Origin of the sequence: Kordiimonas laminariae (genome assembly GCF_023008165.1) — a bacterium.
GTDB classification, from domain to species: Bacteria; Pseudomonadota; Alphaproteobacteria; order Sphingomonadales; family Kordiimonadaceae; genus Kordiimonas; species Kordiimonas laminariae.
In genome coordinates this window covers 263,307-288,083 of the sequence record NZ_JAKQZA010000002.1, presented here as the reverse complement: position 1 = coordinate 288,083, position 24,777 = coordinate 263,307, and the positions used below count along the sequence as shown (strand labels likewise).

Genomic DNA, 24,777 nt, shown 5'->3' with positions numbered 1-24,777 from the left:
GTGGAAATAAGCTTAATCAGGCTTTCATGAATGCTCAAGGCTAATATTTGCCCTGTTCAAGCGCGGAAAAAATGGTAATAAAGGGCCAACTGCCGCCGCCTTCTGCTGTGCGGCGCAAGAAATTCTACAGAATTTAGGTACAGAGGATAACCATGGCTGGCCATTCCAAATTTAAAAACATCATGCACCGCAAGGGCGCTCAGGATAAAAAGCGTTCAAAAGTTTTCTCCAAGCTGAGCCGTGAAATCACCGTTGCTGCCAAAATGGGCGGTCCTGAAATGGATAGTAACCCACGCCTTCGTCTTGCTGTTGCAACAGCACGCGGACAGTCTATGCCAAAAGATAACATCGAGCGTGCTATTCAAAAAGCTGCTGGTGGTGATGCCGAGAACTACGAGGAAATGCGCTATGAAGGCTACGGCCCGGGCGGTGTTGGTGTTATCGTTGAAACACTAACAGATAACCGTAACCGTACAGCGTCAGATGTTCGTACAATTTTTGGTAAAGCTGGTGGTAATCTTGGTGAAAGTGGCTCTGTTGGTTTTATGTTCGACCGTGTTGGGGAAATTAACTTCCCGGCAGATGCCGCTGAAGCGGATGACATGTTTGAAGCGGCACTTGAAGCAGGTGCAGACGAAGTTGAATCTGATGATGATGGTCACGCGATCTACACAGAAGCATCAGATCTTCATGCCGTTGTAGCTGCACTTACCGAAGCTCTTGGCAAGGAGCCAGAAGGTGCGAAGCTTATCTGGAAGCCAAAAGAGCCAATGACACTGGATAAAGATGGTGCTGAGAAACTGATGCGCCTAATCGATAACCTCGAAGATAACGATGATGTTCAGGTTGTGTTCGGTAACTATGATATTCCGGCTGAGGTTCTTGAAGAACTCGCTGGTTAATCACTTGAAATAAGCTCTGGGGAGGAGCGCTAAATTCATGCGTCTTTTAGGGCTTGATCCAGGCTTGCAAAAAACAGGGTGGGGTATTGTGGAAAGCCGCGGTACCCGCCTCACGCACATCGCTAACGGTGTGGTGAAATCTTCTCCGAAAAAATCCCTCGCAGAACGACTTGTGGAACTTCATGACGGCATAACTGAAGTGATTGCCGAATGGCAACCAGCAAGCTGCGCGGTGGAAGAAACCTTTGTTAATAAAAATCCGACCAGTACGCTGAAGCTGGGCCAAGCTCGTGGTATAGCGCTCCTTGTGCCTTCCATGGCTGGTATTAGCGTGGCCGAATATACACCAAACCACGTAAAAAAGTCTGTTGTGGGTGTTGGGCATGCCGCTAAAGAGCAGGTGGATGCCATGGTACAGGTTCTTTTGCCCGGGATAACCATTAATGGCCCTGATGCGGCCGATGCTTTGGCAGTTGCAATCTGTCATGCGCATCATATGGTAAGTATGCAGAATATGGGAGTATTGGGTCGGTGATCGCGAAATTAAAAGGCTTTGTTGATAGCGCTGGTGAAGATTGGGCCATCATTGATGTGAATGGTGTTGGTTATTTGGTGCATGCAAGTATGCGAACACTGAACGAAATGCCGCGCGCTGGTGAAGCTTGTGGCTTGCATATTGAAACAGTGGTGAGGGAAGATGCCATTACGCTCTTTGGTTTCGTTGATGTTGCCGAGCGTGATATGTTCCGACTTCTCACAAGTGTGCAAGGTGTAGGTGCTAAGGTAGGGCTAGCTATACTTTCTGCACTTCAACCAAATGAACTTCAGAATGCGATTGCCGCACAGGATAAAACTGCTGTTGCACGTGCGAAGGGTGTCGGCCCCAAGGTGGCAACACGTATTGTAACCGAGCTGAAAGATAAAGTTACCGGCCTTGTGTTCCAGAAGCCCGGTGTGCAAATGCCTGCGGGCGGTGCGCCAGCAGCACCAGCAAATGCTGGTGCCCTTGAAGATGCTGTATCAGCGCTTGTTAATCTTGGCTACAAACCAACGGATGCACACGGTGCCGTTGCGCGTGTGATAAATGAACTTGGGGAAGATGCTGATGTTGGAACGCTTGTACCTGCGGCCCTTAAAGAATTGAGTAGCATTCTATGACCGACGAGCAGGACAGAATTGTAAGCGGCACTGAAAGCGGTGGAGACGTTATTGATGCTGGTCTTCGCCCACAAGCGCTTGATGATTTTATTGGTCAGAAAGAAGCGCGAGAAAATCTTTCTGTATTTATTGAGGCAGCCCGTGCACGTGGTGAAGCCATGGATCATGTGCTGTTCTTTGGCCCTCCTGGTCTTGGTAAAACCACCTTGGCGCAGATTGTTGCTCGTGAACTCGGTGTAAATTTCCGTGCCACGTCAGGGCCAGTGATTTCAAAAGCAGGTGACTTGGCGGCGCTTCTTACCAATATGCAGGAGCGTGATGTTCTATTTATTGATGAGATCCACCGATTAAACCCGGCTGTTGAAGAAGTGCTCTATCCCGCGATGGAGGATTTCCAACTTGATCTGATTATTGGTGAAGGTCCGGCTGCTCGTTCTGTGAAGATTGACCTGCCGCGTTTCACTCTTGTGGGTGCTACAACGCGTTCCGGCCTTATAACCAAACCACTCCGGGACCGTTTCGGTATCCCAACAAGGCTTGAATTCTATAAAGTTGAAGAGCTGACTGAAGTGGTAACACGTGGTGCGAGGCTGCTTGATTTAAAGATGACAGAAGATGGTGCACGTGAGGTAGCTGCACGCTCCCGTGGTACGCCGCGTATTGCAGGTCGTTTGTTGCGCCGAGTGCGCGATTTCGCTCTTGTTGCCGAAAGAGAAGAAGTGGATGCAGTAGCAGCAGATGCGGCACTTACCCGTCTTCAAGTGGATAATATCGGCCTTGATACCATGGACCGAAGATATCTTTCCTGCATCGGTGAGACATATATGGGCGGACCGGTTGGTGTTGAAACTCTGGCAGCAGCGCTCTCGGAACCTCGAGATGCGATTGAAGATATTATTGAACCTTATTTGATGCAGATTGGCCTCGTGCAGCGTACGCCGCGTGGTCGTATGCTCTCGCCTGATGGCTGGCGTCATATGGGGTTAACACCGCCTCCGACAAAAGAAGGCGGCAGCCAGTTTGATCTGCTTGGAGGAAAGTGATGAGTGATGCGGTAGTGCCAGCAGAAGGCATGTGGAAAGAAGGTATTTTTCACTTTCCAATCAGAGTTTATTATGAAGATACTGATGTTGGCGGCATGGCTTATCACGGTCGTTACGTGAGTTTTTTTGAGCGGGTTCGTTCAGAAAGTATTCGCGGTACGAAGGCTGATGTTGATTTCCTTTTTGATATTCCTGATGAAGAAGGTGGTCCGCTTACATATGTGGTAAGCAACCTCAATATTAGCTACAAATCTCAATCAAAATTAAATGATCTGCTTATTGGTCATAGTATGGTCACAAAAGTACGCGCTGCTGCTATTGAAGTGAAGCAGTGGATCAAACGCGGTGACGAAGTGATTGCGGAAGCAGAAGTACTTGTTGCTGTTATTGGAGAAGATGGGCGTCCCAAACGCTGGCACCCAGAAGCACGTGCTTGCTGGAAAGATTGGTATGATGCAGCAAAAGCTGCTGGACATGTTTAAAGAGATTAGTTTGCACCAACCTGGTGTAGGGAGAGTATGATGCAGAATGAAGCCGTCGAAGCGGTTCAACTGGGTGGTAATGCACCAGATTTTTCCATTATCGGTATGTTTCTTCAAGCCGATTTTATCGTTCAGACTGTTATGATCCTGCTTGTTACATCAAGTATTTGGGGATGGTCGATCATTTTCAATACTTGGAAGCGTGTAAAAGAAGCTCGTGCGAAAGCAGATAGTTTTGAAGAAACTTTCTGGTCGGGCAGTAGTCTTGATGAGCTCTATGCCCGTATGAAGGCGGCGCCAACACATCCGCTTGCAGCTGTGTTTGTAGCAGCTATGCGCGAATGGCAGCGCAGCTTAAGTGCGCCTCATAGTGGTGTGGATAAAATTACGGTACAGGATCGAATTTCAAAGGTTATGCACGTTACCACTGGCCGCGAGATGGACCGCCTTGAAGGTCAGGTTGGCTATCTGGCAACCATTGGCTCTGCGGCGCCGTTCGTAGGCCTTTTCGGTACGGTTTGGGGTATTATGAACAGCTTTACAGCGATTGCGCAGGCTTCTGATACCTCGCTCGCAACGGTGGCCCCAGGTATTGCGGAAGCGCTTCTTGCAACGGCTCTTGGTCTTGTGGCAGCTATTCCGTCCGTAATTGCATATAACAAGCTTTCCACAGACCTTGGCCGTTATGCAAGCCGTGTTGAGGGTTTCTCGGATGAGTTTGCTGCAATCCTTTCACGCCAGCTAGACGAAAGAGGGCACTAGAATGGGCGCGACTGTTACAGGTGGTGGTGGCCGCAATGGTGGTAGGAGAGGGCGTTACCGTCCTCTTGCTGAGATTAACGTAACCCCGTTTGTGGATGTTATGCTTGTTCTGCTGATTGTTTTCATGGTGGCGGCACCGCTCCTTACAGCAGGTGTTCAAGTTGATCTACCGAAGGCACAAGCCAAGCCATTGCCGCAAGATAATAAACCTCTTGAAATTACCATCAATCATGAAGGTGCCATATTTCTTGTTGAGACTGAAATCGGCCTGAATGAGCTGGTTCCTCGCCTTACTGCGATTGCTGGTAATAATAAGGAAACGCGCATTTATGTGCGTGGTGATACCAAGCTTGATTATGGGCAGGTAATGCAGGTTATTGGTGCTATTAATGCTGGTGGGTTTACCCGAGTGGCATTGGTGGCAGAACAGAACTAGGGTTTCGAGGCAGAAAGCGTGAAATCAAACACTTCAACAGGATTGGCTTTTGGCTGGGTTATCTCGGTTCTGCTGCATGTAGGTGTTGTGGCTTTTGCCTTTGTGGGTTTGCCGTATCTTACCCGGCCTACACCTGCGCCCCCCCCGCCTGTTGCAATCGAATTTGTGAAAATTGCTGCCAAAACACAGCAGGTGATCCCTGAACAGGAAAAGCAGCAGGAACAAGAACAAGAGCAGGAACGTAGCAAGTTTGCGGCGTCCGCAGTGCAAGAAGCTGAGGCGGCAGATGCTGTTCCACTGCCAGAAAAGCTGCCCCCTAAAGTTGCTCCAAAACCCAAGCCAAAACCAAAGCCACAGCTTTCTGAGGCAAGAAAGCTTGCTAGTGCTATTCGTCCTCGGTCTAAGCCTAAACCACCTTCAAGGCTTAAGGTTTCTAAGATTCAGCGCGCACTTCTTGATAAAGCTGCCAAGGAACAGAATGAAGTAACGAAAAAAGCTGATAAGCCGAAGGAAGAAAAAAAGAAAGCGGACGAGCCGAAGAAAAAGCCTAGCGCTCTTGTGGGGCTTGCAGGGCGTTTGGCGACCGCTTCTATTCGTGATGCGCTTAGCCAAAAGCTTGCAGGTTGTTGGAATTTCCCGACAGGTGCTAAAAATGCCGAAACGTTCCAAGTAAAAGTTCGGATTTCACTTCGCGAAGATGGAAGTCTGCGTCGTCAACCCGAGATTGTTCAATCGGGCGATATGAACCAAGGTTTTTACCGAGTGTTTGTTGAAAGCGCACGTCGTGCTGTGCTTAACTGTGCACCATATTCGGATGTTGCCAAGTCACTGTTCGATTTGGGCGAAAACACAATTGATTTTAATTTTGATGGCGCTGAGTTCGCCGGGGGATAACAAGTATCATGTCACTTGCTGCCGTTCGTAAGATTATCGGTTTATTCGTGATTGCCGTGCTCGGTACTGTCGCGGCACATGCCCAGTTGCAAGTTGATGTAACCGGCGCCACTCGCGATCCTGTGCCGATTGCAGTACCCGACTTCGCTCCGGTAACTGATGTTGAAACGCCAGCTGGTCGTTTATCAGAAATTGGTGCAAGTATTAGCGAGGTTATTACGAACAATCTTGTATCTACTGGCCTATTCAGGGCTGTACCTGAAAGTGCTTTCATTGAAAGAATTACTGCGGCGCGAGAGCTTCCCAGTTTTGCATCTTGGCGCCCGCTTGCAGTTCAAGGTTTGGTAACTGGGCGTATCGAAATTCTTCCAAATGGTAATCTTCGTGTCGAATTCCGTCTTTGGGATGTTGTAGCCGAGCTTCAAATGGAGGGTGTTGGTTATAATACACCTGTCTCTAATTGGCGCCGGATTGCACATGTGATTTCTGACCGTATATATACGCGCCTTACTGGTGAAGATGGTTATTTTGATACGCGCATTGTTTATATCGCGGAACAGGGTGGTGCTACTGAGCGTAAAAAGCGTTTGGCTATCATGGACCAAGATGGTGCAAACCAACAGCTTCTTACTGATGGTAGTTATCTGGTTCTTACACCGCGTTTCAGCCCGAACCGCCAGGAAATTACGTTCCTGAGTTACTATAATGATAACCCACGGGTTTATCTGTTTAATATTCTATCGAACCGTTTTGAAGTGCTGGGTGATTTCCCTGGAATGACATTTGCTCCTCGCTTTTCACCGGATGGCAATAAGGTGATTATGACCCTTGCGCGGAACGGTAATTCAGACATTTATGTGATGGATTTACGTACTCGCAAAGTAACGCGTCTTACAGATAACCCTGGTATTGATACATCGCCTTCGTATTCGCCGGATGGCCGCAAAATCGTGTTTAACTCTGACCGTGGCGGTAGCCAGCAGCTTTATGTAATGGACGCAGATGGTTCTAATGTTCACCGTATCTCGTTCGGTAACGGTCGTTATTCTACACCTGTGTGGTCCCCGCGTGGTGATTTGATCGCGTTCACAAAAATTGGCCAGCGTAAGTTTCGTATTGGCGTGATGCGCCCGGACGGTAATGCCGAACGGTTGTTGACAGATGCATACCAGGATGAAGGGCCGACTTGGTCGCCAAATGGCCGTGTGTTGATGTTCTTCCGTACAACACCGTTTGACGGTACTCCAGAAGGCGGTAAGCCGAGCTTGTGGTCAGTAGACCTTACCGGGCATAATGAGCGCAGGGTAAACACACCTTACGATTCCAGTGATCCTGCTTGGTCTCCGCCACTGCCAGTAACACAGCGTGGTAGATAAAAGAAACGGCGCCTTGTGCGCCGTTTTTTATTGCAGATGTTTTTGAAGAATATTGAAGCGCTCTGTTGCTATCTTGGTGTTTTCATCATTTAACCGTTTGATGATTGTTTTATCTGTTCCTTTGGCACACGCAAGAGCCAGATGTGATTTACGCCAAAGGTAGCTTAATTGAGGCTCTTCATAGCCCAGAGACTTAGTGGTGGGTTTGATTTCGATAACACCCGTTAATAGGAAATCGGCTCTGCCGTGGTAAAGCATGGCAATAGCGCCTTCATCTGAATTTGAGGTGATGATCTTAGCATCACTATTGTTACGGAGCATTTCTATACTGGCTGTGCCGTCTGTCCCTGTTACTGTATAATTCTTTAAATCTTGAAGCGACTTAATGTTGTATGTGCTTCCGGGTTTTGAAAAGAACCCCCAGCCACCTTCAACGAGCGGGCCTACCCATTCAAAGCGGTTTAATCGGGCTGGTGTTTTATTTACCGAAAACATGCAAACATTCGGGTTTTCTTCCGCAAGTCTTAAGGCGCGTTTTCTTGGAAGAACCATAAGGCTGTAACTAACATCTGCATTTTTCATGAGAAGCTGAATCATTTCGACAGATGCGCCAATTAACTCGCCGGTTTCTTTATCTGTATAACTATATGGATGATTTTCTTCTGTTACTAACTGAAGAGTAGGATGAGTGTTGTCGGTTAATAACATCAGTCCAGCTGAGATTAAGGAAACAAAAGACATACTCACCCCTATATAATAAGCCTTTGGTAAAGAGTGACGTTAGATGTGTACTTGGTCAACAGGAAACTAGTCTCTAGGCTGATAATCTATTCTTTGAGAGTTGAGTGTATTCAGCCGTTCAATGGTTGTGGGATCAGTTTCTCTTCCGCAGCCCATGCTCAATATAGCTTTACGCCAGTAGTAGATCATTTTCGGCTCAGGGAGTTCCTGTTTTCTCACTGTACTGGTTACATCAATCACACCGCCAGACATAATATCAACGCGTCCCTTAACAAGCATGTTCAGCGCTACATCGTCTGTAGGTGTAAGTACCATATCGAAACCGCCTAACTTCTTTAGTGTAGATGTGTTGGCGGTACCATCTGTAGCAGCGATTTTATATTGTCGAAGGTCGTCAAGAGACTTTGCCGTGATCAAATTTTCTGATCTGGTGTAAAAAGCCCAGCCGCCAATAAGAATTGGGCCAACCCAAGTGTAATGCGGTAACCGTTCTGAGGTTTCGTTAAAAGCAAAGATGCAGTGGTTTTTCTTTAAGGCCTCTCTTTTACCTCGTTTATGAGGCATCACCGCGAGGGTGTATTGGATATCAGCCTTCTTCATAAGAGAGAAAATGATTTCAGACACAGTACCGGTTACTTTGCCTGTTGTTTGATCCGTATATGTGAAGGGATAATTTTCTTCAGTAATTAAATGAAGTTGCTCATCCATCGATATAGGTGTTGCCTGCAAAAGAGCAGCACCGGCGAATGATAACAGGAAACTCATCTTCGAACCCAAACGTGAAAATATTCATAAATATTATTCTACAGAATGGTTAACAAAGTTTCCTGTTTCTTTTAGCTATCGTTATTTGAGTTTGGGAACTGGAAATTTAATATCGCCACGACACAAAAACCAAGGATTAAGGAAGGTTTTGAGGTCTTTCGCGTACGTAAGGGGTGACCCGTCTGAAATTTCAACGTGTCCGCCTGCTGCCAATAGTACGGCATGAGCCGCTGCCGTATCCCATTCGCATGTTGGCCCAAGGCGCGGATATAAATCGGCTTCACCTGTCGCCAGGAGGCATAATTTCAAGCTCGACCCAATAGAAACGTTTTCTGCACCGGGGAAATGTTCCAGATATGCTTCTAATTCTGGAGACCTATGGGATTTACTGGCAACAATAACGAGGTTGTCTTTATCTGCGGTGCGGGTCGAAATTGCTTGTTTATTAACAAGTTTGCCATCTAAGGCATCTGCGATCCATGCACCTTCACCTACAAGGCCCCAGTAACATTTGTTCATAGCAGGCGCCAATACAAAGCCCATGATGGGGGTGCCGTCTTTAATTAATCCGATATTAACAGTAAAATCTGATCCCTTTTTAATGAACTCTTTTGTACCGTCCAAAGGGTCTACCAACCAGAAGGTGCCGTTTGAAATGTCAGGGCATTGCCCTTCAGATTTTGCTTCTTCACCAACAATAGGGATATCAGGAGCTATCGTCTGCAGAGCCGTGGTTATTATTTCCTCACCTTTGCGGTCCGCCTCAGTAACGGGAGATTGATCGGCCTTGCCGTAAACCTCGAAGTCCGAGTGATATACATCCATCACCACATCGCCAGCTTGAAGAATAGTGGTTAGAATAGGTTCAATTAAGGCGTTCATTTCCATGTAGGATGACCTTCAAATATTTCTTATGTGACATATTCCCTTGGCCCTGTAATAATCCTTCTATAGAGTTATTAGATAAGGCCATTTGTGGATTTAGTGGCACAATTTTTAAAACGCTACAAGTAATGCATACTATTCGACTGCAGGAGATAATTTATGCCTAAAATGGATTTCGCAGCCTTGTTATGCTCGCGGCTTTGCCATGATCTGGTAAGTCCAGTGGGGGCAATTAATAATGGGCTTGAAATTCTTGAGGAAGAGCAGGATGCAAGTATGCGGGATGCTGTTCTTGATTTGATTTCCAAATCCACTCAACAAACAGCAAATAAGCTGCAGTTTTTTAGGCTCGCTTTTGGGGCCGCGGGCGGTTTTTCTGAGCACTTGGATGTATCTGAGGCTGAAAAAGCTATGCGTGCATTGCTCAGCGGTAGCCGTGTCGAATTGGAATGGCATTCTTCTGTGCGTAGCTTGTCGAAAAACGTCGTAAAGTTGCTGTTAAATTTAGGCCTTACTACGTTTGAAACATTAATCCGCGGCGGAAGCTTGCGTGTTGAAGTGTCCGAGGATAGTAATCAATACACGCTGAAGATGACGGGGGTGGGGAACCGGATCATTCTACAGGAAGGTGTTAAGGCAGCTTTATTAGGGGAAGTTTCTGAAGAAGAAGTAGAACCTAGAACAGCTCCGGCTTTTCTGGCGGCAACAATAATAGGGGAATGTGATGGGCAAATTACAATCAATGATATTGATGGTGAGACGTTAGAAGTGAAAGCCGTAATAATTTCAGATAATTAATTCTGAAATAATGTGTAATATTTTACACGTTCTTAACCTTTTTCGTCAAATTTGGGGCAATGGTGAATTGTTTGGTAACCAGCCTCATAATTCCTGACTTTAGTATTTTTCCATGCAGGGGCGACCGAGATGGATGATCTGTTAAATGAATTCCTAACCGAAACAGCGGAAAGCATTGATGTTGTTGATATTGAGCTCGTGAAGCTCGAACAAGATCCTAACAACAAGGAAGTATTGGATAATATCTTCCGCCTAGTGCACACAATTAAAGGTACATGTGGCTTCCTTGGGCTACCAAGGCTTGAATCAGTGGCGCATGCATCTGAAAACGTACTAGGCAAATTCCGAGATGGTGAACTTGAAGTTTCCGAGCATTCGGTAACGGTGATTCTCGAGAGTTTGGACCGTATTAAAGAAATTCTAGCTGGCCTTGAGGCAACGGAAGAAGAGCCTGATGGTGATGATAGTGATCTGATCAACCGTCTGGACGCAATTGCTGAAGGTGCAGATGCAGAGCCTGTAGAAGATGAACCGGACACCGTTGATGGCGAGATTGTTGATACAACACTTGGGCGTGCACTGAAGCCTGGTGAAGTATCTCTAGAAGAGCTTGAAGCTGCATTTGCAAATGCACCGGGCCCTGAAGATACGGCGGATGACACGGCGCCAGAACCTGAAGCAGCAGCCCCGGCTTCATCTGGTGGTTCTCTTTACGATCGTGTTGGTGGTGAAGATAGTGTGGCGGTGGCCGCGCATTTGGTTGCGACACGTATCGCAAATGATGATCAGCTTAAGAAGTTTTTTGAAGCTGTCGCGATTGATCTTCGTAAATCGAAGTTCCTTGGCCTGATGATGGCTCTCTTTAAGGATGATATTGATGCGGCGGACACCATTGGGCGTCAACTGGTAACGGTTACAGGCTTTGGTGATGGTCACTTTGATAAGATGCTTAAACTTGTCAAAGAAGCTCTCGTTGAATGTCAGGTATCAAGTGATGATGCCGATGAAGCGGTGATGACGTTTGAGCTTATTCGTGAAGCTGTTGTGAATGCTTCGAAGGAAGTTGCAAAATCCACCCCAAATAAAGCAGGTACCGAGCAGAAAACAGGCCCGGCCGCTGGTGCTGCAGGCCCTGCAAAAGAGACGAAGAAGGTATCGCAGTCTATTCGTGTGAATGTGGAACTGCTTGAAGATTTGATGAATATGGTTTCAGAACTTGTTCTGACCCGTAACCAGCTTCTGCAGATTACACGTAATTTGGATAATACAGAGCTTGCAGTACCGCTTCAGCGCCTCAGCCAGTGTACGACTGAGCTGCAGGAAAACGTGATGAAAACGCGTATGCAGCCAATCGGTAACGCTTGGGCAAAATTGCCGCGTATTGTACGTGACCTGACAGTTGAACTTGATAAGAAAATTGAACTTGAGATGATCGGTGCTGATACAGAACTGGATCGTCAGGTTCTAGAACTTATCAAAGACCCGCTTACTCACATGGTTCGTAACTCTGCCGATCACGGTATTGAGACACCTGCAGTACGGATGGCAAATGGTAAGCCTGAGCAAGGTACGATTACCTTGAACGCGTTCCATGAAGGCGGTCACATCATCATTGAAATTAAAGATGATGGTGCAGGTATTCCGGTTGCTAAGCTTGCGAAGAAAATTCTGGAAAAAGGTCTGGCGACGGAAGCAGAACTTGCTGAAATGTCAGATAATCAGATCCAGAAATTCATTTTCCACCCAGGTTTCTCTACAGCGGAGCAGGTAACAAGTGTTTCCGGCCGTGGTGTAGGGATGGATGTGGTACGCTCTAATATTGAGAAAATCGGTGGTACCATCGATATGACCTCGGTTGAGGGTAAAGGTACAACGTTTGATATCAAAATCCCACTGACCCTAGCAATTGTTGCTGGCCTTATCGTTAAGGCGCAGGAAGAGCGTTATGCAATTCCTCAAATCAGTGTACTTGAGCTTGTGCGTGCTTCGGCGAATTCAAGCAATAATTCAGAACATAAGATCGAGACCATTAACAACGCACCTGTTCTTCGTTTGAGAAACCGTTTGTTGCCGCTTGTGTATCTGAATGAAGTTCTTGGCTTTATGACACGGGAAGAAATTGATGCACGTGAAGAAGCTGATGATTTCATTGTTGTAACACAGGTGGGCCCATTCACTTTTGGTATCGTTGTGGATCAGGTGTTTGATACCGAAGAGATTGTTGTGAAACCTGTTGCGCCTATCCTGAAGGATTTGGATATTTACTCAGGAAATACCATTCTCGGTGATGGTAGTGTGATTATGATCCTTGATCCGAACGGTGTTGCATCTCTTGCGAATAATGGTGTTCAAGATCAGCAGCAAGATGCTGATGGTGAGCAAGAAGCCGTACAACGAGCTAAATACGACGAAACAGAGAGCATGCTTGTGTTCACTGCTGGTGGCGGTAACCCTAAAGCTGTGCCGTTAGCTCTTATTGCTCGACTAGAGGAAATCGATACTGCTGATGTTGAGATTTCAGACGGTCGCCATATGGTTCAGTATCGCGGCAACCTTATGCCTCTTATTAAAGCAAATCCAGATATGGAGTTGCTTGAAGAAGGCAGACAGCCAGTTCTTGTGTTCACTGACCGTGAATACACAATGGGCCTCGCGGTTGATGAGATTAAAGATATTGTAGAAGAGAAGCTTGATGTAAAACTGGCTTCTAATCAGGCTGGTGTTGTTGGTTCTGCAGTAATTGCAGGAAAAGCTTCTGAAGTTATTGATGTATCTTATTATTTGAACTTAGCATTCTCGGACTGGATGCGTTCTGGCGAGATGGTTGAAGAAGGTTTGGATAATCGTGGCCTGCAACTGCTTCTTGTCGATGATAGTGATTTCTTCCGTAATATGGTGAAACCTGTTCTTACAGTAGCGGGTTATAGTGTTGCTACTGTTTCGAGCGCTGCTGGTGCACTTCAAATGATGGAAGATGGTCAGATGTTTGATTTGATTATCTCTGATATCGAAATGCCGGATATGAATGGATATGAATTCGTTGCGGCAGCTAAGGCTGATGATCGCTGGGCGAATACTCCAATCGTTGCTTTGTCGTCTCTTGCGAAAGAGAAAGATATCAACAGGGGCTATGAAGCCGGTTTTGATGATTATGTAGCGAAATTCGACAAGGATACGCTGCTGAGAAGTTTAGCACAGCAACTTAAAATCAAAGGAGATGCAGCATGAATGATCTCGTAGTGCGTGATGATTTAAGTGTTGTAGCTGTTGGCACTGGTAGTCAGGATTTTGTAACTATCAAACTTGCTGGCCAGACATTGGGTATCCCGGTTCTTGCTGTGCATGATGTGCTAAATGCCCAGAAAATTACCAAGATCCCACTGGCCCCTAAATGGGTTTCTGGTGTGTTGAACCTGCGTGGTAGAATTGTAACCGCCATTGACTTGCGTAACCGCTTGGGGCTTGATCCGCTTGAAGGCGATAAGCAAAGCATGTCAGTTGTGGTAGAGCATAACGAAGAACCATATAGTTTGCAGATTGATTCTGTGGGAGAAGTATTATCTCTCGATGATCAACTTTTCGAACGTAATCCGGTGACGCTTGACCCTCGTTGGAGAGAAGTGAGCCGCGGTATTTACCGTTTGGAGGGGGAATTGTTGCCGATTCTGGATGTAGACAAACTTCTTGCCTTTGAAACTCAAGGAAAAGCTGCTTAAACTAAGGTGAAGCGGTTTCCCCTTTTCAAAGGATATTTTGGGAGATACTGAATATGAAACTCTGTCTTGTTGTCGATGATTCCAGAGTGATTAGAAAAGTCGCAAGGCGCATTCTGGAAGAACTGAACTTCGAGATTGAAGAAGCTGTTGATGGACAGGACGCGCTTGATGCGTGTGATCGTAACCTGCCTGATGTGGTTCTTCTTGATTGGAATATGCCGGTTATGGACGGTTTGCAGTTTTTAAAAACGCTGCGTGCCAAAGATGGTATTGAACAGCCAGTTGTTGTTTTCTGTACAACAGAGAACGATATGTCACACATTCGCACAGCAATTGAGGCGGGTGCCAACGAGTATATTATGAAGCCGTTTGATCGTGAAATCATCGAGGCTAAATTCTCGCAAGTTGGTTTGATTTAATCAGGATAATTGAGTGCACTCTATTGTGAGCAAGGCATCTGAAAGCTTAAAAGAGCCGGGTCCATACCGTGTTATGGTGGTGGACGATAGTGCCATTATTCGTGGATTTCTTTGTAGGTATTTATCAGAAGACCCAGATATCGAAGTGGTAACAACAGCTAATAATGGCGCTGTTGCACTACGGCAGATTGAAAAGCACGATCTCGAAGCGGTTGTGCTTGATATTGAAATGCCTGAGATGGATGGGATGACGGCGCTTCCAAAATTAATTGAGAAGGTGCCGGATATTAAAGTTGTTATGGCATCTACGCTTACGCGTAAGAATGCCGAGATTAGTTTGCGTGCTCTACAGATGGGCGCGGTGGATTATGTTCCGAAGCCGGAAACAGCACGTTCAGTGAATGCTAATATCGATTTCCGCCGTGAGTTAGTGGATAAAGTTAAAGCATGGGCGGGGCGTAGACGTTCCAAGCGTGGTGAGGCATTGCCTGTATCTGCAAAAGCAGCGACAGGGCCTGCAACAGCTCGTGAAAACGTAGCTTTCGCGAAACCTGAAGTAAAAGCAAAACCTACAGGCTTTGTAGCAGCGCCAACTAGACCAAAGCCTACTCCTGTGGTGACACGCGCTGTAAAGCCTGAAGCAGCCGCTGCGCCGCAAACTGGTGGCACAGCGTTTACACTGCGTAAGCAGATGGGTATTCCGAAGAAACCACAAGCTCTTCTTGTTGGATCTTCAACGGGTGGACCACAGGCGCTGATGAAGTTTTTTGGGCAATTTAAGGATAAGCAACCAAATGTACCTATCCTGATTACCCAGCATATGCCGGCAACTTTTACGGCTATTCTTGCAGATCACCTCGGGCAGACAACTGGATGGCCTTCGCAGGAAGCAGTTGATGGTTTAGAGTTGATAGGCGGTAATATTTATGTCGCTCCCGGCGGTAAGCACATGGAAGTGGCAGAAGAAAATGGTAAAAAAATTGTTCGGTTAACGGATGATCCACCAGAAAATTTCTGCAAGCCAGCGGTTGATCCGCTCTTTAGAAGTGCGAGTAAACTATATGGTGGTGCTACACTTGCCGTTATTTTAACCGGCATGGGGCACGATGGTCTAAAAGGGGCCAGAGATTTGGTGAGAGCGGGGGGTACGCTCTTGGCACAAGATGAAGCGTCCAGCGTGGTGTGGGGTATGCCAGGCGCCGTAGCGACAGCAGGGCTTTGTACTGAGGTGCTGTCTATTGATGATTTGGGCGACGCGACTGTGAAGCGGTTGCAAGGAGGACACTAGTGAATACAGCTGATTTTGACTTTCTCGCAGGGACTCTGAAAGAGCGGTCAGGCCTGATGCTGACACCGGATAAGGTGTATCTCCTTGAAAGTAGGCTTACACCGCTTGCGCGGAAACGAGGCCTAGATACACTTGATGCACTGGTGCAGAAATTACGGATGAAGACAGATCAGACGCTGTTGAAAGATGTGACGGAAGCGATGACCACAAATGAATCGTTCTTCTTCCGTGACAACACACCGTTTGATCTTTTCAAAAACCATGTGTTGCCAGCAATGGAAAAGGCACGTGGTACACAGAAACGTTTACGCATTTGGTGTGCTGCTGCTTCAACAGGGCAGGAGCCGTATTCGCTTGCGATCTTGTTAAAAGAGGCAGGTATTAAGTATAGCAATTGGAATATCGAAATTGTTGGTACAGATATTTGTACGCAGGTTCTTGAAAAGGCTAAGGCCGGCAAATATAGCCAATTTGAAGTTCAGCGTGGTTTACCAATTCAGCTGCTTATCAAATATTTCACGCAGGAAGGCGATGTTTGGCAACTGAGCGATGATATTCGCAATATGGTGAAATTCCGCCCATTTAACTTGCTTGATAACTTTGCAGCACTGGGTACGTTTGATGTGATTTATTGTCGTAACGTATTGATTTACTTTGATCAGAAAACCAAAGGCCAAGTGCTTGACCGTATGCGTAAAGTTTTGGCGAGCGATGGAACCTTGTTCCTTGGTGCTGCAGAAACCGTTCTGGGTATTACAGACTCTTTCAAACCTGTTAAAGGCCAGCGAGGAATGTATGTTCCGTCAGATGGTACAGCAGAACAGCTGATGGGATTGGGTTAGAAAATCCAACCTTTTCAGGAATAGATACAAAAAAAGCGGCTTAAATGCCGCTTTTCTTTTACCTGTATGTGCCAGCCTTATCCTGCGGCTGCATCTACTTCATTTTCAGGGTTACGAAGAACATATCCACGTCCCCAAACAGTTTCGATATAGTTGTCGCCTTCAGAAGCTGCTGCTAGCTTTTTACGGAGCTTACAGATGAATACATCAATAATTTTCAGCTCAGGCTCGTCAATGCCGCCGTAAAGATGGTTTAAGAACATCTCTTTGGTTAACGTACTGCCCTTTCTCAAGGAGAGAAGCTCAAGCATCGCGTATTCTTTACCAGTAAGATGGACGCGCTGAGAGCCGATTTCCACTGTCTTGGTATCAAGGTTAACAGCTAGCTTACCTGTCTTGATAATAGACTGTGAATGACCTTTAGAGCGGCGTACAATCGCATGGATACGTGCAACTAATTCCTCTTTATGGAAAGGCTTAGTCATATAGTCATCGGCACCAAAGCCAAGACCTTTCACCTTATTTTCCATTTCTGTCAGGCCTGACAAAATGAGAATAGGAGTATTCACCTTCGCTGTGCGAAGTTTTTTAAGAACATCATACCCGTGCATATCTGGAAGGTTTAAATCCAGTAAAATAATATCGTAATCGTATAACTTGCCCAGATCGAGGCCTTCTTCCCCGAGATCAGTGCTGTATACGTTAAAACCTTCTGAGTTCAGCATCAATTCAATGCTGCGGGTCATCGTAGGATCGTCTTCAATCAATAGAACACGCATATTATTTCCCCTAAAGGTTTGCGACAAAGATAGACAAAACGTTCCTCAAGCTGTCTATTCTTTATCTTCCCTATGCTTTTATTTGGCCAGCAGTAACGCGTGCTTGCTTTATTATTGTTAACGAAGGTTAACGATATGTCCAATAAAAATTAAATTGCTGAGATTGATTTGATTATTAACCTTACTGTTTTTACTATTATTTAAACCGTTTGTAAGATTATATGAGCTCTGGGTATCAATAATTTTACGTTGTCTTGCGTTTTTTGGGGTGTGGTAATTGCACAGTCTTATTCAGGAAGTTGAGCGAATAAGAACTGAACGTCGCTACGGTCGTGTAGCTGGTGTTCGTGGTTTGCTTGTTGAAGTGTCTGGCATTGGCCAGCATGTTTCTATTGGGTCTCGTCTCGAGGTGGAAACACGTGATTTTCGCCGTGTACCTATTGAGATTATTGGCTTTCGCCATGATACCGCTCTCGCAATGCCTTATGATCAGCTTGAAGGTGTTGGGGTTGGCTGTAAGGCCGTTCTTACTCAATCAGACCCTGTTGTCTTTCCTTCAAACGGTTGGCTTGGACGGGTGGTTAATGCCTTTGGCGAACCTGTGGATGGTAAAGGACCGATAGTGCACGGTACGAAGCCTCGCCTTTTGCGTGCGGGACCGCCACCAGCTCATAACCGCCAGAGAGTAGGACAAAAAATTGATCTCGGTGTTCGGGCACTTAACACATTTGTGAGCTGCTGCCAGGGACAGCGGATGGGTATTTTTGCTGGATCAGGTGTTGGTAAGTCAGTTCTCCTTTCCATGATTGCACGTCATTCTGATGCCAATATCAGTGTTATTGGTCTCATCGGTGAGCGGGGCAGAGAGGTTCAGGAGTTTATTGAAGACGATCTCGGACCTGATGGGCTTGCTAAATCTGTCGTAGTTGTTGCGACTTCTGATGAAAGCGCTCTGATGCGCCGACAAGCAGCATATATGACCCTTACGCTTGCAGAACATTTCCGCGACGAAGGTGCTGATGTTATGTGTTTGATGGATAGCGTAACACGTTTTGCTATGGCACAGCGCGAAATCGGGCTTGCAGGCGGTGAACCACCAACCAGCAAAGGCTATACGCCGACTGTATTTACTGAGTTACCAAGGTTGCTGGAGCGTGCTGGGCCTGGGCCACGTGGTGCTGGTAACATAACGGGCCTTTTCACCGTTCTTGTGGAGGGTGATGACCATAACGAGCCCGTTGCGGATGCCGTACGCGGTATTCTAGATGGCCACATTGTGATGGAACGCGCTATTGCCGAGCGTGGCAGATACCCTGCCATTAACGTGCTAAAATCAGTATCTAGAACCATGCCGCGCTGTAATACGGATGATGAAAATATTCTGGTGCGGGAGGCTAAGCGTTATATGTCCACCTACACAGATATGGAGGAGATGATAAGGCTTGGTGCTTATCGGCAGGGCAGCAACCCCGATGTAGATGCGGCTATTGGATATAATCCTCATATTGAAGAGTTCCTTGGCCAGTGGAAAGATGATCAAACATCGCTGTTGGATGGATATGCGAGATTACGTCAGATTATGGAAATGGGCCCTGCTGCTGCAGTGCTTACCGGGCAACAATAGGGTATATTTTCTGAGATGATTGAAAGCCTTCAAAATCTTATACGTTTAAGGAAGTGGGAGCTTGATGAAGCCAGACGTGTTCTTGCTGAAATGCTTGAAGAACGCGATGAGATGGTGCGCCGTATTGAAGCGATTGATGCCGAGATGGCAGACCAATCTAAAAACTCTGCATTGGAAGTATTTGCGACATCCCTAGGGGCATATATGGAAGGTTCTCGGAAGCAGCAAAAACTCATCTATGATCAGATCGTACAGAAAGATGCTGTTATAGAAGAACAGCAGGATAAAGTTGCTGAAAGCTTTCGAGAATTAAAAACATATGAAATTGCGCTTGAACAGCAGCAAAAGAAGAAAGCACAAAAACTTGCTAAGTTTGAGCAGGATATGCTCGATGAGCAAGGGCTGCAGCGATATTTCCAGAAAGATGATATGTTTGATAGCGCTCAGTAAGGCGTTTGACAGAAGTTAATTCACCTCTCTCTTAGTTTCTGCTACAGAAAGAGTATACAGGGCAGGGAGTTAGCTGAATGAGCATTGATACAAAAGCTGGTGCGACCAGAGAAACACTTCAGGAATATGATCGGGCGCACCATATGCATCCTTTCACCGCGCCCGCATCTTTAAAACAAGCACCACCGTTTCTAATTGAAAATGCTAAAGGTTGCCTGATTGGTGGTCAGGGAATTCAGCTTTTAGATATGATGGCTGGTCTGGGCGGGGTAAATGTGGGGTACGGCCGCAAGGAGCTCTCTGAAACATGTGCTAAAGCCATGGATCAACTTAGCTACTATCATAGCTTTTCAGCGGTCTCTAATCCAACTGCAGCTGCTCTGGCAGGTAGAATTGCAGAGATCACACCAGCAGGTATGAACAAGGTTTTCTTCGCGAACTCTGGTTCGGAAGCGAATGAGACTATTCTTAAGATTATTGCCATGTATTGGCGTAAGAAAAACCAGCCACAGAAGAAGATTATCATTACTCGTGATTATGCCTATCACGGTAGCACAATGGCGACAACGGCCCTCAATGGTAATGAAGCCATGCATGAAGTGTTTGGGCTGGAGCCGGGTGAAAATGTCTGTAAGGTGCCAGCGCCATATTGGTACCGTACAGGTGGTGATAAAACACCAGAAGAACATGGTCAGGAAATGATCGAAGCTCTTGAAGCTGCCATTCAGGAAAAAGGCGCCGAAAATATAGCCGCCATGTTTGTTGAACCAATTCAGGGAACTATGGGCGCTGTCGTGCCGCCGGAAGGATACCTGCCAGCAGTAGAAGCTGTATGCCGGAAAAATGATATCCTTCTGGTAGCTGATGAAGTTGTTACTGGCTTTGGCCGTACCGGTAATTGGTTCGCACAGGAAACCTTTGGCTTCAAAGCAGATATCATGACACTTGCGAAAGGTATGGCTTCTTCTTACGTACCAATTTCTGCTGCTGTTATTCATGACAGCATTTCTGAAGTTCTTGAAAGCGGTGATGATATCTTCCAGCACGGTTTTACAACATCTTCGCACCCGGTGATGTGTGCAGTTGCTCTTCGTAATATTGATATTCTAAAAGAAGAAGGCTTGATTGAAAGAACCCATAGCGATACCGGCCCTTATTTCGCCAAACGCTTGAAAGAACTTGAAGCTCATCCACTTGTAGGGGAGGTGCGTTGTAGCGGCTTGATGGCAGGTATTGAGCTTACCAAGAATAAAGAAACAAGAGAACAATACCCACTTGAAGGAAATGTATGTGATGCGGTTTCTCAGGCATGTTTGATGCGCGGGGTCGTGCTCCGGCCAACAGGTAATGTGTTGGTGATGTGTCCGCCACTTGTCATTAACCATCAGGAAATTGATTTTGCTATAGCAATTCTTCAGGAAGCTCTTACTGAAATTTATGGCAAGCTACAGGCAATGTAATAGACCGTAATAAAACTAATATTCGAAGCGCCAGCAAACTATTCAGGTTTTGCTGGCGTTTTACTTTTGATCATAAGGATATTGCCGAGGACAACCAGAGAAAGCCCCGCTGCCGCATATAAGGTCCATGTAAAGCCTTCAAGGAAGGTGGAAATAAAGAGTGCAACAAGCGGCATCATCACCGACATATAGGCTGCCTTTGCCACGCCAATTTCATCAATAAGCCAGAGGTATAGAGAGAAGGCAACCACGGTTCCCATCACGGAGAGATAAAGTAGAGCGCCATAATATTCAGGCCTTGGGTCAAGAGTAGGAGCGCCAGCAGTAATGAGTGCAGCTAGCAGATTAAAGGCAGTGCCATATGCCATGCCCCAGGCATTGAAGGGGAGAAGTGGTATGGATTTTACCTTTTTTGTACCAACAATGGTGTTGCCGAATGAAGCTAGTAGCGTTCCAAAAACGCAGGCCGCAAGTCCGTAGGTGGTCATATCCCCTAGGTCAAAGCTCTGTATTTCTGGTTTAAAGATTAAAACCAACCCAAAAACACCCAGCATTGCGGCTGCAAAAGTTGAAAATTGCACATCAGTTTTAAGGAATAGCTTCCCATTCACGATATTCAAAAAGGATAGCAGTGAGAAAGCAACGGCTACCAGTCCTGACGTAAGATGAATAGTACCAAGGTACATCATGTTATAGTTAGCGGAGAACAAGAAAAAACCCGTTCCCAGCATATAAAGATGCGCTGATTTTGAGAAAGAAAGCGGTAGTTTCTTATAGTAGCACCAAGCAAATAATAATGCTGAAGCCAAACCAAAGCGGTAGGTAAGCGACCATTCTTTGGCCACATAACCGAGTTGCCACTCGATACCATACCAGGTGGAGCCCCAAATAAGAACACAGGCTGCAAAAGCTAGAACAACACGCATACACTTCTTCCCTTCTAAGAAGAGAGGGGTATCACGCTATGAAGAACTGTCAAGAAAAGAGGATTTAGCTTTCGGACAAGGCAATCTTTATGATTTATTTGCCAGCAGTGCAGCCGCACTAACGGGAAATTCTTCACCCGCAATGAAGCTCAGACTACCGCTGAAGTTATTGGCAAGCAAAGCATCAGAAAAGATTGTTCGGGTATCATGTTCAAGCGTCAGAGGTAACGCCCTTTCTGTACGGACAGTGAGGTCAAATTTCCGTTCGCGGATATAGCCATCAAGCTGGACAGTACCCAATACCGAAAACAGTACCTCCAGAATGAAGCGTTCTGCGTTGTTACCGTCGTGCTCGTCTGGTCCTGAATTACGTCGATGGTCGTCGGGATTAACATGAACTGGTTGTCCAAATAACAGTGCGATAAGTGGCATGTCTCCCCGCGGATCGGTAGGGATTACAAATGTTCGCCAATCACCGATAGTTTCACCGGCGCTGTTGAGTAGGCGAACTACATCCGATTTTAGTGCTTCAAGTAGGTTTGTGTTTGCTTGATGTAGAGCACTTTCCACTTTGTTACCAAGCCATGTATCTGGCCCTCCACCCTTTAATGCTGACATGAGGAAAAGCAGGCTATTGGTTACCTTGCCGCCTGTTGATGCTGTCTTTGCAGCGAGCGTATTTGCCGCATCAGGATTAGACTGGGCGAGTACGGAAAAAGCTTCTTGTAAACTAGGCCATGTGCCTGTCGTGCTGGCAACAAGCGGCGCAAGTTGCTGCGTTACCTCGGCTGGTATGGTTGCCGTTGCTGGCTGCTGTGGAATAATTGTTATGGGATCGCCTGCATTTGGTCTGATAGTATTATCCAGCGTGATTTTTACATCGCCTAGAGGAGTTTCTAACCTAATGTCGCTTCTGGGGCCTGAGGGGGCAAGAAAAGCCCGTAATGTGTGCACGGCCTGTACCTCAGTAGTTAACTGAGAAACATTGTTGGATCCTGCTTCCGGGAACTGCACGGTAACTGTTCGTGTATGGGCATTTTCAGGTGCTGTTAGTTTTGCTTCATAGGTTGGAAGGTTGTTTTGGGGCGTTTGAGCTTGCAGAGTTTGTGCAGCTTCAGAAACTCTGACGAGCTCGCCTTTGAAGTTTGCTGTTTCTTTCGCAGGGACAATAAAATCACCTTTATCGGTTTCCAGTTTCACAAGTTCGCTTGTTGCGGACGCGGTTAACAGTGAAACTGGCAGAGACTTTACATCATTTGCGGTAACGGGAGTTTGGGACAATACCTGTGCTACTTCCCTTGGTGATACTTCGCTAATGGCAGGGTCAAGTATCTGCAGATTTACAGAAGCTCCTGAGAACGTTGTTGCTGTAATAATAGGCCCTAAACCATCTGGTGACGCAGAAACAGGCGATGTAGCCTTCTGGGTTTGTGCTGCTATTTGGTCAGATAATTTCTGCGTGTCTGCTATGGTTTTTTCCTGCTGGGCAGAGAGGAGCGTCGCTAAATCTTGGCTGCTTGCTCTGATAATAGCTTGATCCGGATTATCAGCAGGTGGTTTGAAGGATGTATGGTCGGTTATCTCTGGTCGAATTTGGTTTTGGGATTGTCCCTGAGTAAGCAGGCTCGTGGTATCAGGTAAGGGAGCGTTTTTGACAACAGCTGTAGGTCTGTAAGGAACGCTATTAACTCTCACATCAACAGGTGGTTGTTGAGTTTGGTGCTGTTGTGTTTCAACTGCTTCAGTGCCTCCCGTATTATGCACGGAAATTACAATAAGCTGCACATTAATGGGTGGATTAACTGGGATGTTGTTACGGGTTAATAGGTCCGCTGTAACTTGCTTTCCAGTTTCGGTGATTTTTAGAACTGCGTCGTCCCCTGGTTTCAAACCAGCACTTGGTTTGAGAGCAAAGGTGGCTGTAGGCGTTTCGATGATAGGGCGACCTTCAGGGTCCTGTTGAAGTACAGGGGCTTTTAGTTCATCACCCACTCTGATGTGGGCTGCCGTAGCCGCGATAGAAACGGCTGGATCGCGGGCCTCTAAGGCATGACGGTTATCTTGATGGGCACGCTGTTCGCCTTTTTCATCTGCTGTTGGGTTGCCAGTGTGTTTAGGGTCTTTAGAAGTAGCGGCAGCCTTCTCGGCTCCGTGAGTAACGGATTGAATAGGCTTTGGGGCCGGAGGGCCGCTGATGTCGCTCATAAACGTCCCCCACGCTTAAGATTGCACCGTGTAGTATCAGCCTCTGGTAAGAGCTACAGCAAGGGCCTTTACATCAGATGCCGCGTCTGATTGCGGGTGTCTGACAAGGATAGGAACCTGCGAGCGAATAGCATCCACTACTTTATCGTCTTTTCTGATAATACCGATAAGTGGGGGAGAAATCTTCAAAAATCCTTCACAGGCTTTTTTGATGGCTCCAAAGGCTCGTTCGCCTTCTTTCTTTGATCCTACGTTGTTTACAACAACAGCGATATCGGCTTTCGGGTTGCGCATTGCTGTAACCTTAATAAAAGCATATGCATCCGTGAGCGACGTAGGATCGGCGGTCATCACAACAATAATCTTGCCCGCATGATTTGAAAGAGTCGTTACAGAAGGATCGATACCAGCGGCTAGATCTAGCAAGATATGATCATAATTAACTGTAAGTTTTGTCAAGCCCATCCGGATGTTAGTCAGCGCTTGCTGAGAAAGAGAGCCGAGTGACCCTGAACCAGACTTTCCTGGCAGAACGTCAAAACTGCTGCCATCTTTATCACGGTAAGGCTGAGCAATACCTGCAAAATTGGACTGGCCTGAAATAACATGGCCTAAATCCATCTCTGGTACGATGCCGAGTTGAATATCTACATTTGCCAGCCCAAGATCTCCATCAAAAAGAGCGACCTTTTTGTTGAGATGCGAAAGGGCATGGGCAAGGGTAACTGATAGCCATGTTTTACCAACGCCACCTTTACCAGATGCAACGGTAATAAAGCGTTTCTCGAGTGCTTTGATATCTGGGGTTTGTGTTTCGTTGGTCATG

The 24,777-nt window shown here is 46.5% G+C and carries 25 protein-coding genes; 18 read left to right on the top strand and 7 right to left on the bottom strand.

Going from position 1 to position 24,777, the window contains the following annotated elements; genetic code table 11:
* Window positions 1-152 precede the first annotated feature (152 nt).
* From MF542_RS04780 to tolB, 9 genes are read left to right on the top strand one after another with little or no spacing between them, the layout of a single operon-like run.
* Window positions 153-902, top strand: a complete 750-nt coding sequence (locus tag MF542_RS04780) for a YebC/PmpR family DNA-binding transcriptional regulator (RefSeq protein WP_247016494.1) — start codon at window positions 153-155, stop codon at window positions 900-902.
* Between the two features lie 37 nt (window positions 903-939).
* Window positions 940-1,437, top strand: coding sequence for a crossover junction endodeoxyribonuclease RuvC (gene ruvC, locus MF542_RS04775; protein ID WP_247016492.1), 498 nt, complete (start codon window positions 940-942; stop codon window positions 1,435-1,437).
* On the top strand, window positions 1,434-2,060 hold the full coding sequence (gene ruvA, locus MF542_RS04770) for a Holliday junction branch migration protein RuvA (protein WP_247016490.1): 627 nt from the start codon (window positions 1,434-1,436) through the stop codon (window positions 2,058-2,060). Before ruvC ends, ruvA begins: the two co-directional genes overlap by 4 nt.
* Window positions 2,057-3,103 carry a Holliday junction branch migration DNA helicase RuvB gene (gene ruvB, locus MF542_RS04765; RefSeq protein ID WP_247016488.1) on the top strand — a complete coding sequence of 349 codons (1,047 nt, stop codon included), beginning with the start codon at window positions 2,057-2,059 and terminating at the stop codon, window positions 3,101-3,103. Before ruvA ends, ruvB begins: the two co-directional genes overlap by 4 nt.
* The gene (locus MF542_RS04755; protein ID WP_343264846.1) at window positions 3,103-3,585 is read left to right on the top strand and encodes a hotdog domain-containing protein; all 483 of its coding nucleotides are present in this window, start codon (window positions 3,103-3,105) and stop codon (window positions 3,583-3,585) included. The genes ruvB and MF542_RS04755 overlap by 1 nt, the downstream gene beginning before the upstream one ends.
* Window positions 3,586-3,624: 39 nt before the next feature.
* Window positions 3,625-4,347, top strand: coding sequence for a protein TolQ (tolQ, locus tag MF542_RS04750; RefSeq protein WP_247016486.1), 723 nt, complete (start codon window positions 3,625-3,627; stop codon window positions 4,345-4,347).
* 1 nt (window position 4,348) lies between these two features.
* Window positions 4,349-4,783 (top strand): protein TolR, encoded by a 435-nt coding sequence (gene tolR, locus MF542_RS04745; protein ID WP_247016484.1) that lies wholly within the window; start codon window positions 4,349-4,351, stop codon window positions 4,781-4,783.
* 18 nt (window positions 4,784-4,801) lie between these two features.
* Window positions 4,802-5,677 carry a hypothetical protein gene (locus tag MF542_RS04740; protein WP_247016482.1) on the top strand — a complete coding sequence of 292 codons (876 nt, stop codon included), beginning with the start codon at window positions 4,802-4,804 and terminating at the stop codon, window positions 5,675-5,677.
* 8 nt (window positions 5,678-5,685) lie between these two features.
* Window positions 5,686-7,053, top strand: coding sequence for a Tol-Pal system beta propeller repeat protein TolB (tolB, locus tag MF542_RS04735; RefSeq protein ID WP_247016480.1), 1,368 nt, complete (start codon window positions 5,686-5,688; stop codon window positions 7,051-7,053).
* A gap of 27 nt (window positions 7,054-7,080) precedes the next feature.
* Here tolB and MF542_RS04730 read toward each other — a convergent pair whose 3' ends face one another.
* The 3 genes from MF542_RS04730 to cysQ form a co-directional block, all read right to left on the bottom strand.
* A complete protein-coding gene (locus tag MF542_RS04730; protein ID WP_247016478.1) occupies window positions 7,081-7,794 on the bottom strand; it encodes a substrate-binding periplasmic protein in 714 nt (237 codons plus the stop codon).
* Window positions 7,795-7,860: 66 nt separating this feature from the next.
* Window positions 7,861-8,559, bottom strand: a complete 699-nt coding sequence (locus MF542_RS04725) for a substrate-binding periplasmic protein (protein WP_247016476.1) — start codon at window positions 8,557-8,559, stop codon at window positions 7,861-7,863.
* Window positions 8,560-8,640: 81 nt separating this feature from the next.
* The gene (gene cysQ / locus MF542_RS04720) at window positions 8,641-9,447 is read right to left on the bottom strand and encodes a 3'(2'),5'-bisphosphate nucleotidase CysQ (RefSeq protein WP_247016474.1); all 807 of its coding nucleotides are present in this window, start codon (window positions 9,445-9,447) and stop codon (window positions 8,641-8,643) included.
* A gap of 156 nt (window positions 9,448-9,603) precedes the next feature.
* On the opposite strand from cysQ, the gene MF542_RS04715 reads away from it, so the two are divergent.
* The 6 genes from MF542_RS04715 (at window position 9,604) to MF542_RS04690 (ending at window position 16,507) form a co-directional block, all read left to right on the top strand.
* A complete protein-coding gene (locus MF542_RS04715) occupies window positions 9,604-10,242 on the top strand; it encodes a histidine phosphotransferase family protein (RefSeq protein ID WP_247016472.1) in 639 nt (212 codons plus the stop codon).
* 129 nt (window positions 10,243-10,371) lie between these two features.
* Entirely contained in the window at window positions 10,372-13,470 is a 3,099-nt protein-coding gene (locus tag MF542_RS04710) for a hybrid sensor histidine kinase/response regulator (RefSeq protein WP_247016470.1), read from the top strand.
* On the top strand, window positions 13,467-13,958 hold the full coding sequence (locus MF542_RS04705) for a chemotaxis protein CheW (RefSeq protein WP_247016468.1): 492 nt from the start codon (window positions 13,467-13,469) through the stop codon (window positions 13,956-13,958). The genes MF542_RS04710 and MF542_RS04705 overlap by 4 nt, the downstream gene beginning before the upstream one ends.
* Window positions 13,959-14,011: 53 nt before the next feature.
* The gene (locus MF542_RS04700) at window positions 14,012-14,377 is read left to right on the top strand and encodes a response regulator (protein ID WP_247016466.1); all 366 of its coding nucleotides are present in this window, start codon (window positions 14,012-14,014) and stop codon (window positions 14,375-14,377) included.
* Window positions 14,378-14,450: 73 nt separating this feature from the next.
* Complete coding sequence (locus MF542_RS04695; protein WP_281501559.1) at window positions 14,451-15,665, top strand: protein-glutamate methylesterase/protein-glutamine glutaminase; 1,215 nt, start codon at window positions 14,451-14,453, stop codon at window positions 15,663-15,665.
* Complete coding sequence (locus tag MF542_RS04690; protein WP_247016463.1) at window positions 15,665-16,507, top strand: CheR family methyltransferase; 843 nt, start codon at window positions 15,665-15,667, stop codon at window positions 16,505-16,507. Before MF542_RS04695 ends, MF542_RS04690 begins: the two co-directional genes overlap by 1 nt.
* A gap of 77 nt (window positions 16,508-16,584) precedes the next feature.
* Here MF542_RS04690 and ctrA read toward each other — a convergent pair whose 3' ends face one another.
* Window positions 16,585-17,286, bottom strand: coding sequence for a response regulator transcription factor CtrA (gene ctrA / locus MF542_RS04685; RefSeq protein WP_247016461.1), 702 nt, complete (start codon window positions 17,284-17,286; stop codon window positions 16,585-16,587).
* 277 nt (window positions 17,287-17,563) lie between these two features.
* On the opposite strand from ctrA, the gene fliI reads away from it, so the two are divergent.
* From fliI to MF542_RS04670, 3 genes are all read left to right on the top strand, one after another.
* Window positions 17,564-18,910, top strand: coding sequence for a flagellar protein export ATPase FliI (gene fliI / locus MF542_RS04680; protein ID WP_247016460.1), 1,347 nt, complete (start codon window positions 17,564-17,566; stop codon window positions 18,908-18,910).
* Between the two features lie 15 nt (window positions 18,911-18,925).
* Window positions 18,926-19,360 (top strand): hypothetical protein, encoded by a 435-nt coding sequence (locus MF542_RS04675; protein WP_247016458.1) that lies wholly within the window; start codon window positions 18,926-18,928, stop codon window positions 19,358-19,360.
* Window positions 19,361-19,437: 77 nt separating this feature from the next.
* Window positions 19,438-20,820: an aminotransferase gene (locus MF542_RS04670; protein ID WP_247016456.1), complete on the top strand. Its 1,383-nt coding sequence runs from the start codon at window positions 19,438-19,440 to the stop codon at window positions 20,818-20,820.
* Between the two features lie 38 nt (window positions 20,821-20,858).
* Here MF542_RS04670 and MF542_RS04665 read toward each other — a convergent pair whose 3' ends face one another.
* The 3 genes from MF542_RS04665 to MF542_RS04655 all read right to left on the bottom strand — a co-directional run bounded on the left by MF542_RS04665 (window position 20,859) and on the right by MF542_RS04655 (window position 24,776).
* Window positions 20,859-21,746 (bottom strand): DMT family transporter, encoded by an 888-nt coding sequence (locus tag MF542_RS04665; protein WP_247016454.1) that lies wholly within the window; start codon window positions 21,744-21,746, stop codon window positions 20,859-20,861.
* Between the two features lie 87 nt (window positions 21,747-21,833).
* Entirely contained in the window at window positions 21,834-23,951 is a 2,118-nt protein-coding gene (locus MF542_RS04660) for a hypothetical protein (RefSeq protein ID WP_247016452.1), read from the bottom strand.
* Between the two features lie 36 nt (window positions 23,952-23,987).
* Window positions 23,988-24,776 carry a nucleotide-binding protein gene (locus MF542_RS04655; RefSeq protein WP_281501529.1) on the bottom strand — a complete coding sequence of 263 codons (789 nt, stop codon included), beginning with the start codon at window positions 24,774-24,776 and terminating at the stop codon, window positions 23,988-23,990.
* Between the last annotated feature and the right edge of the window lies 1 nt (window position 24,777).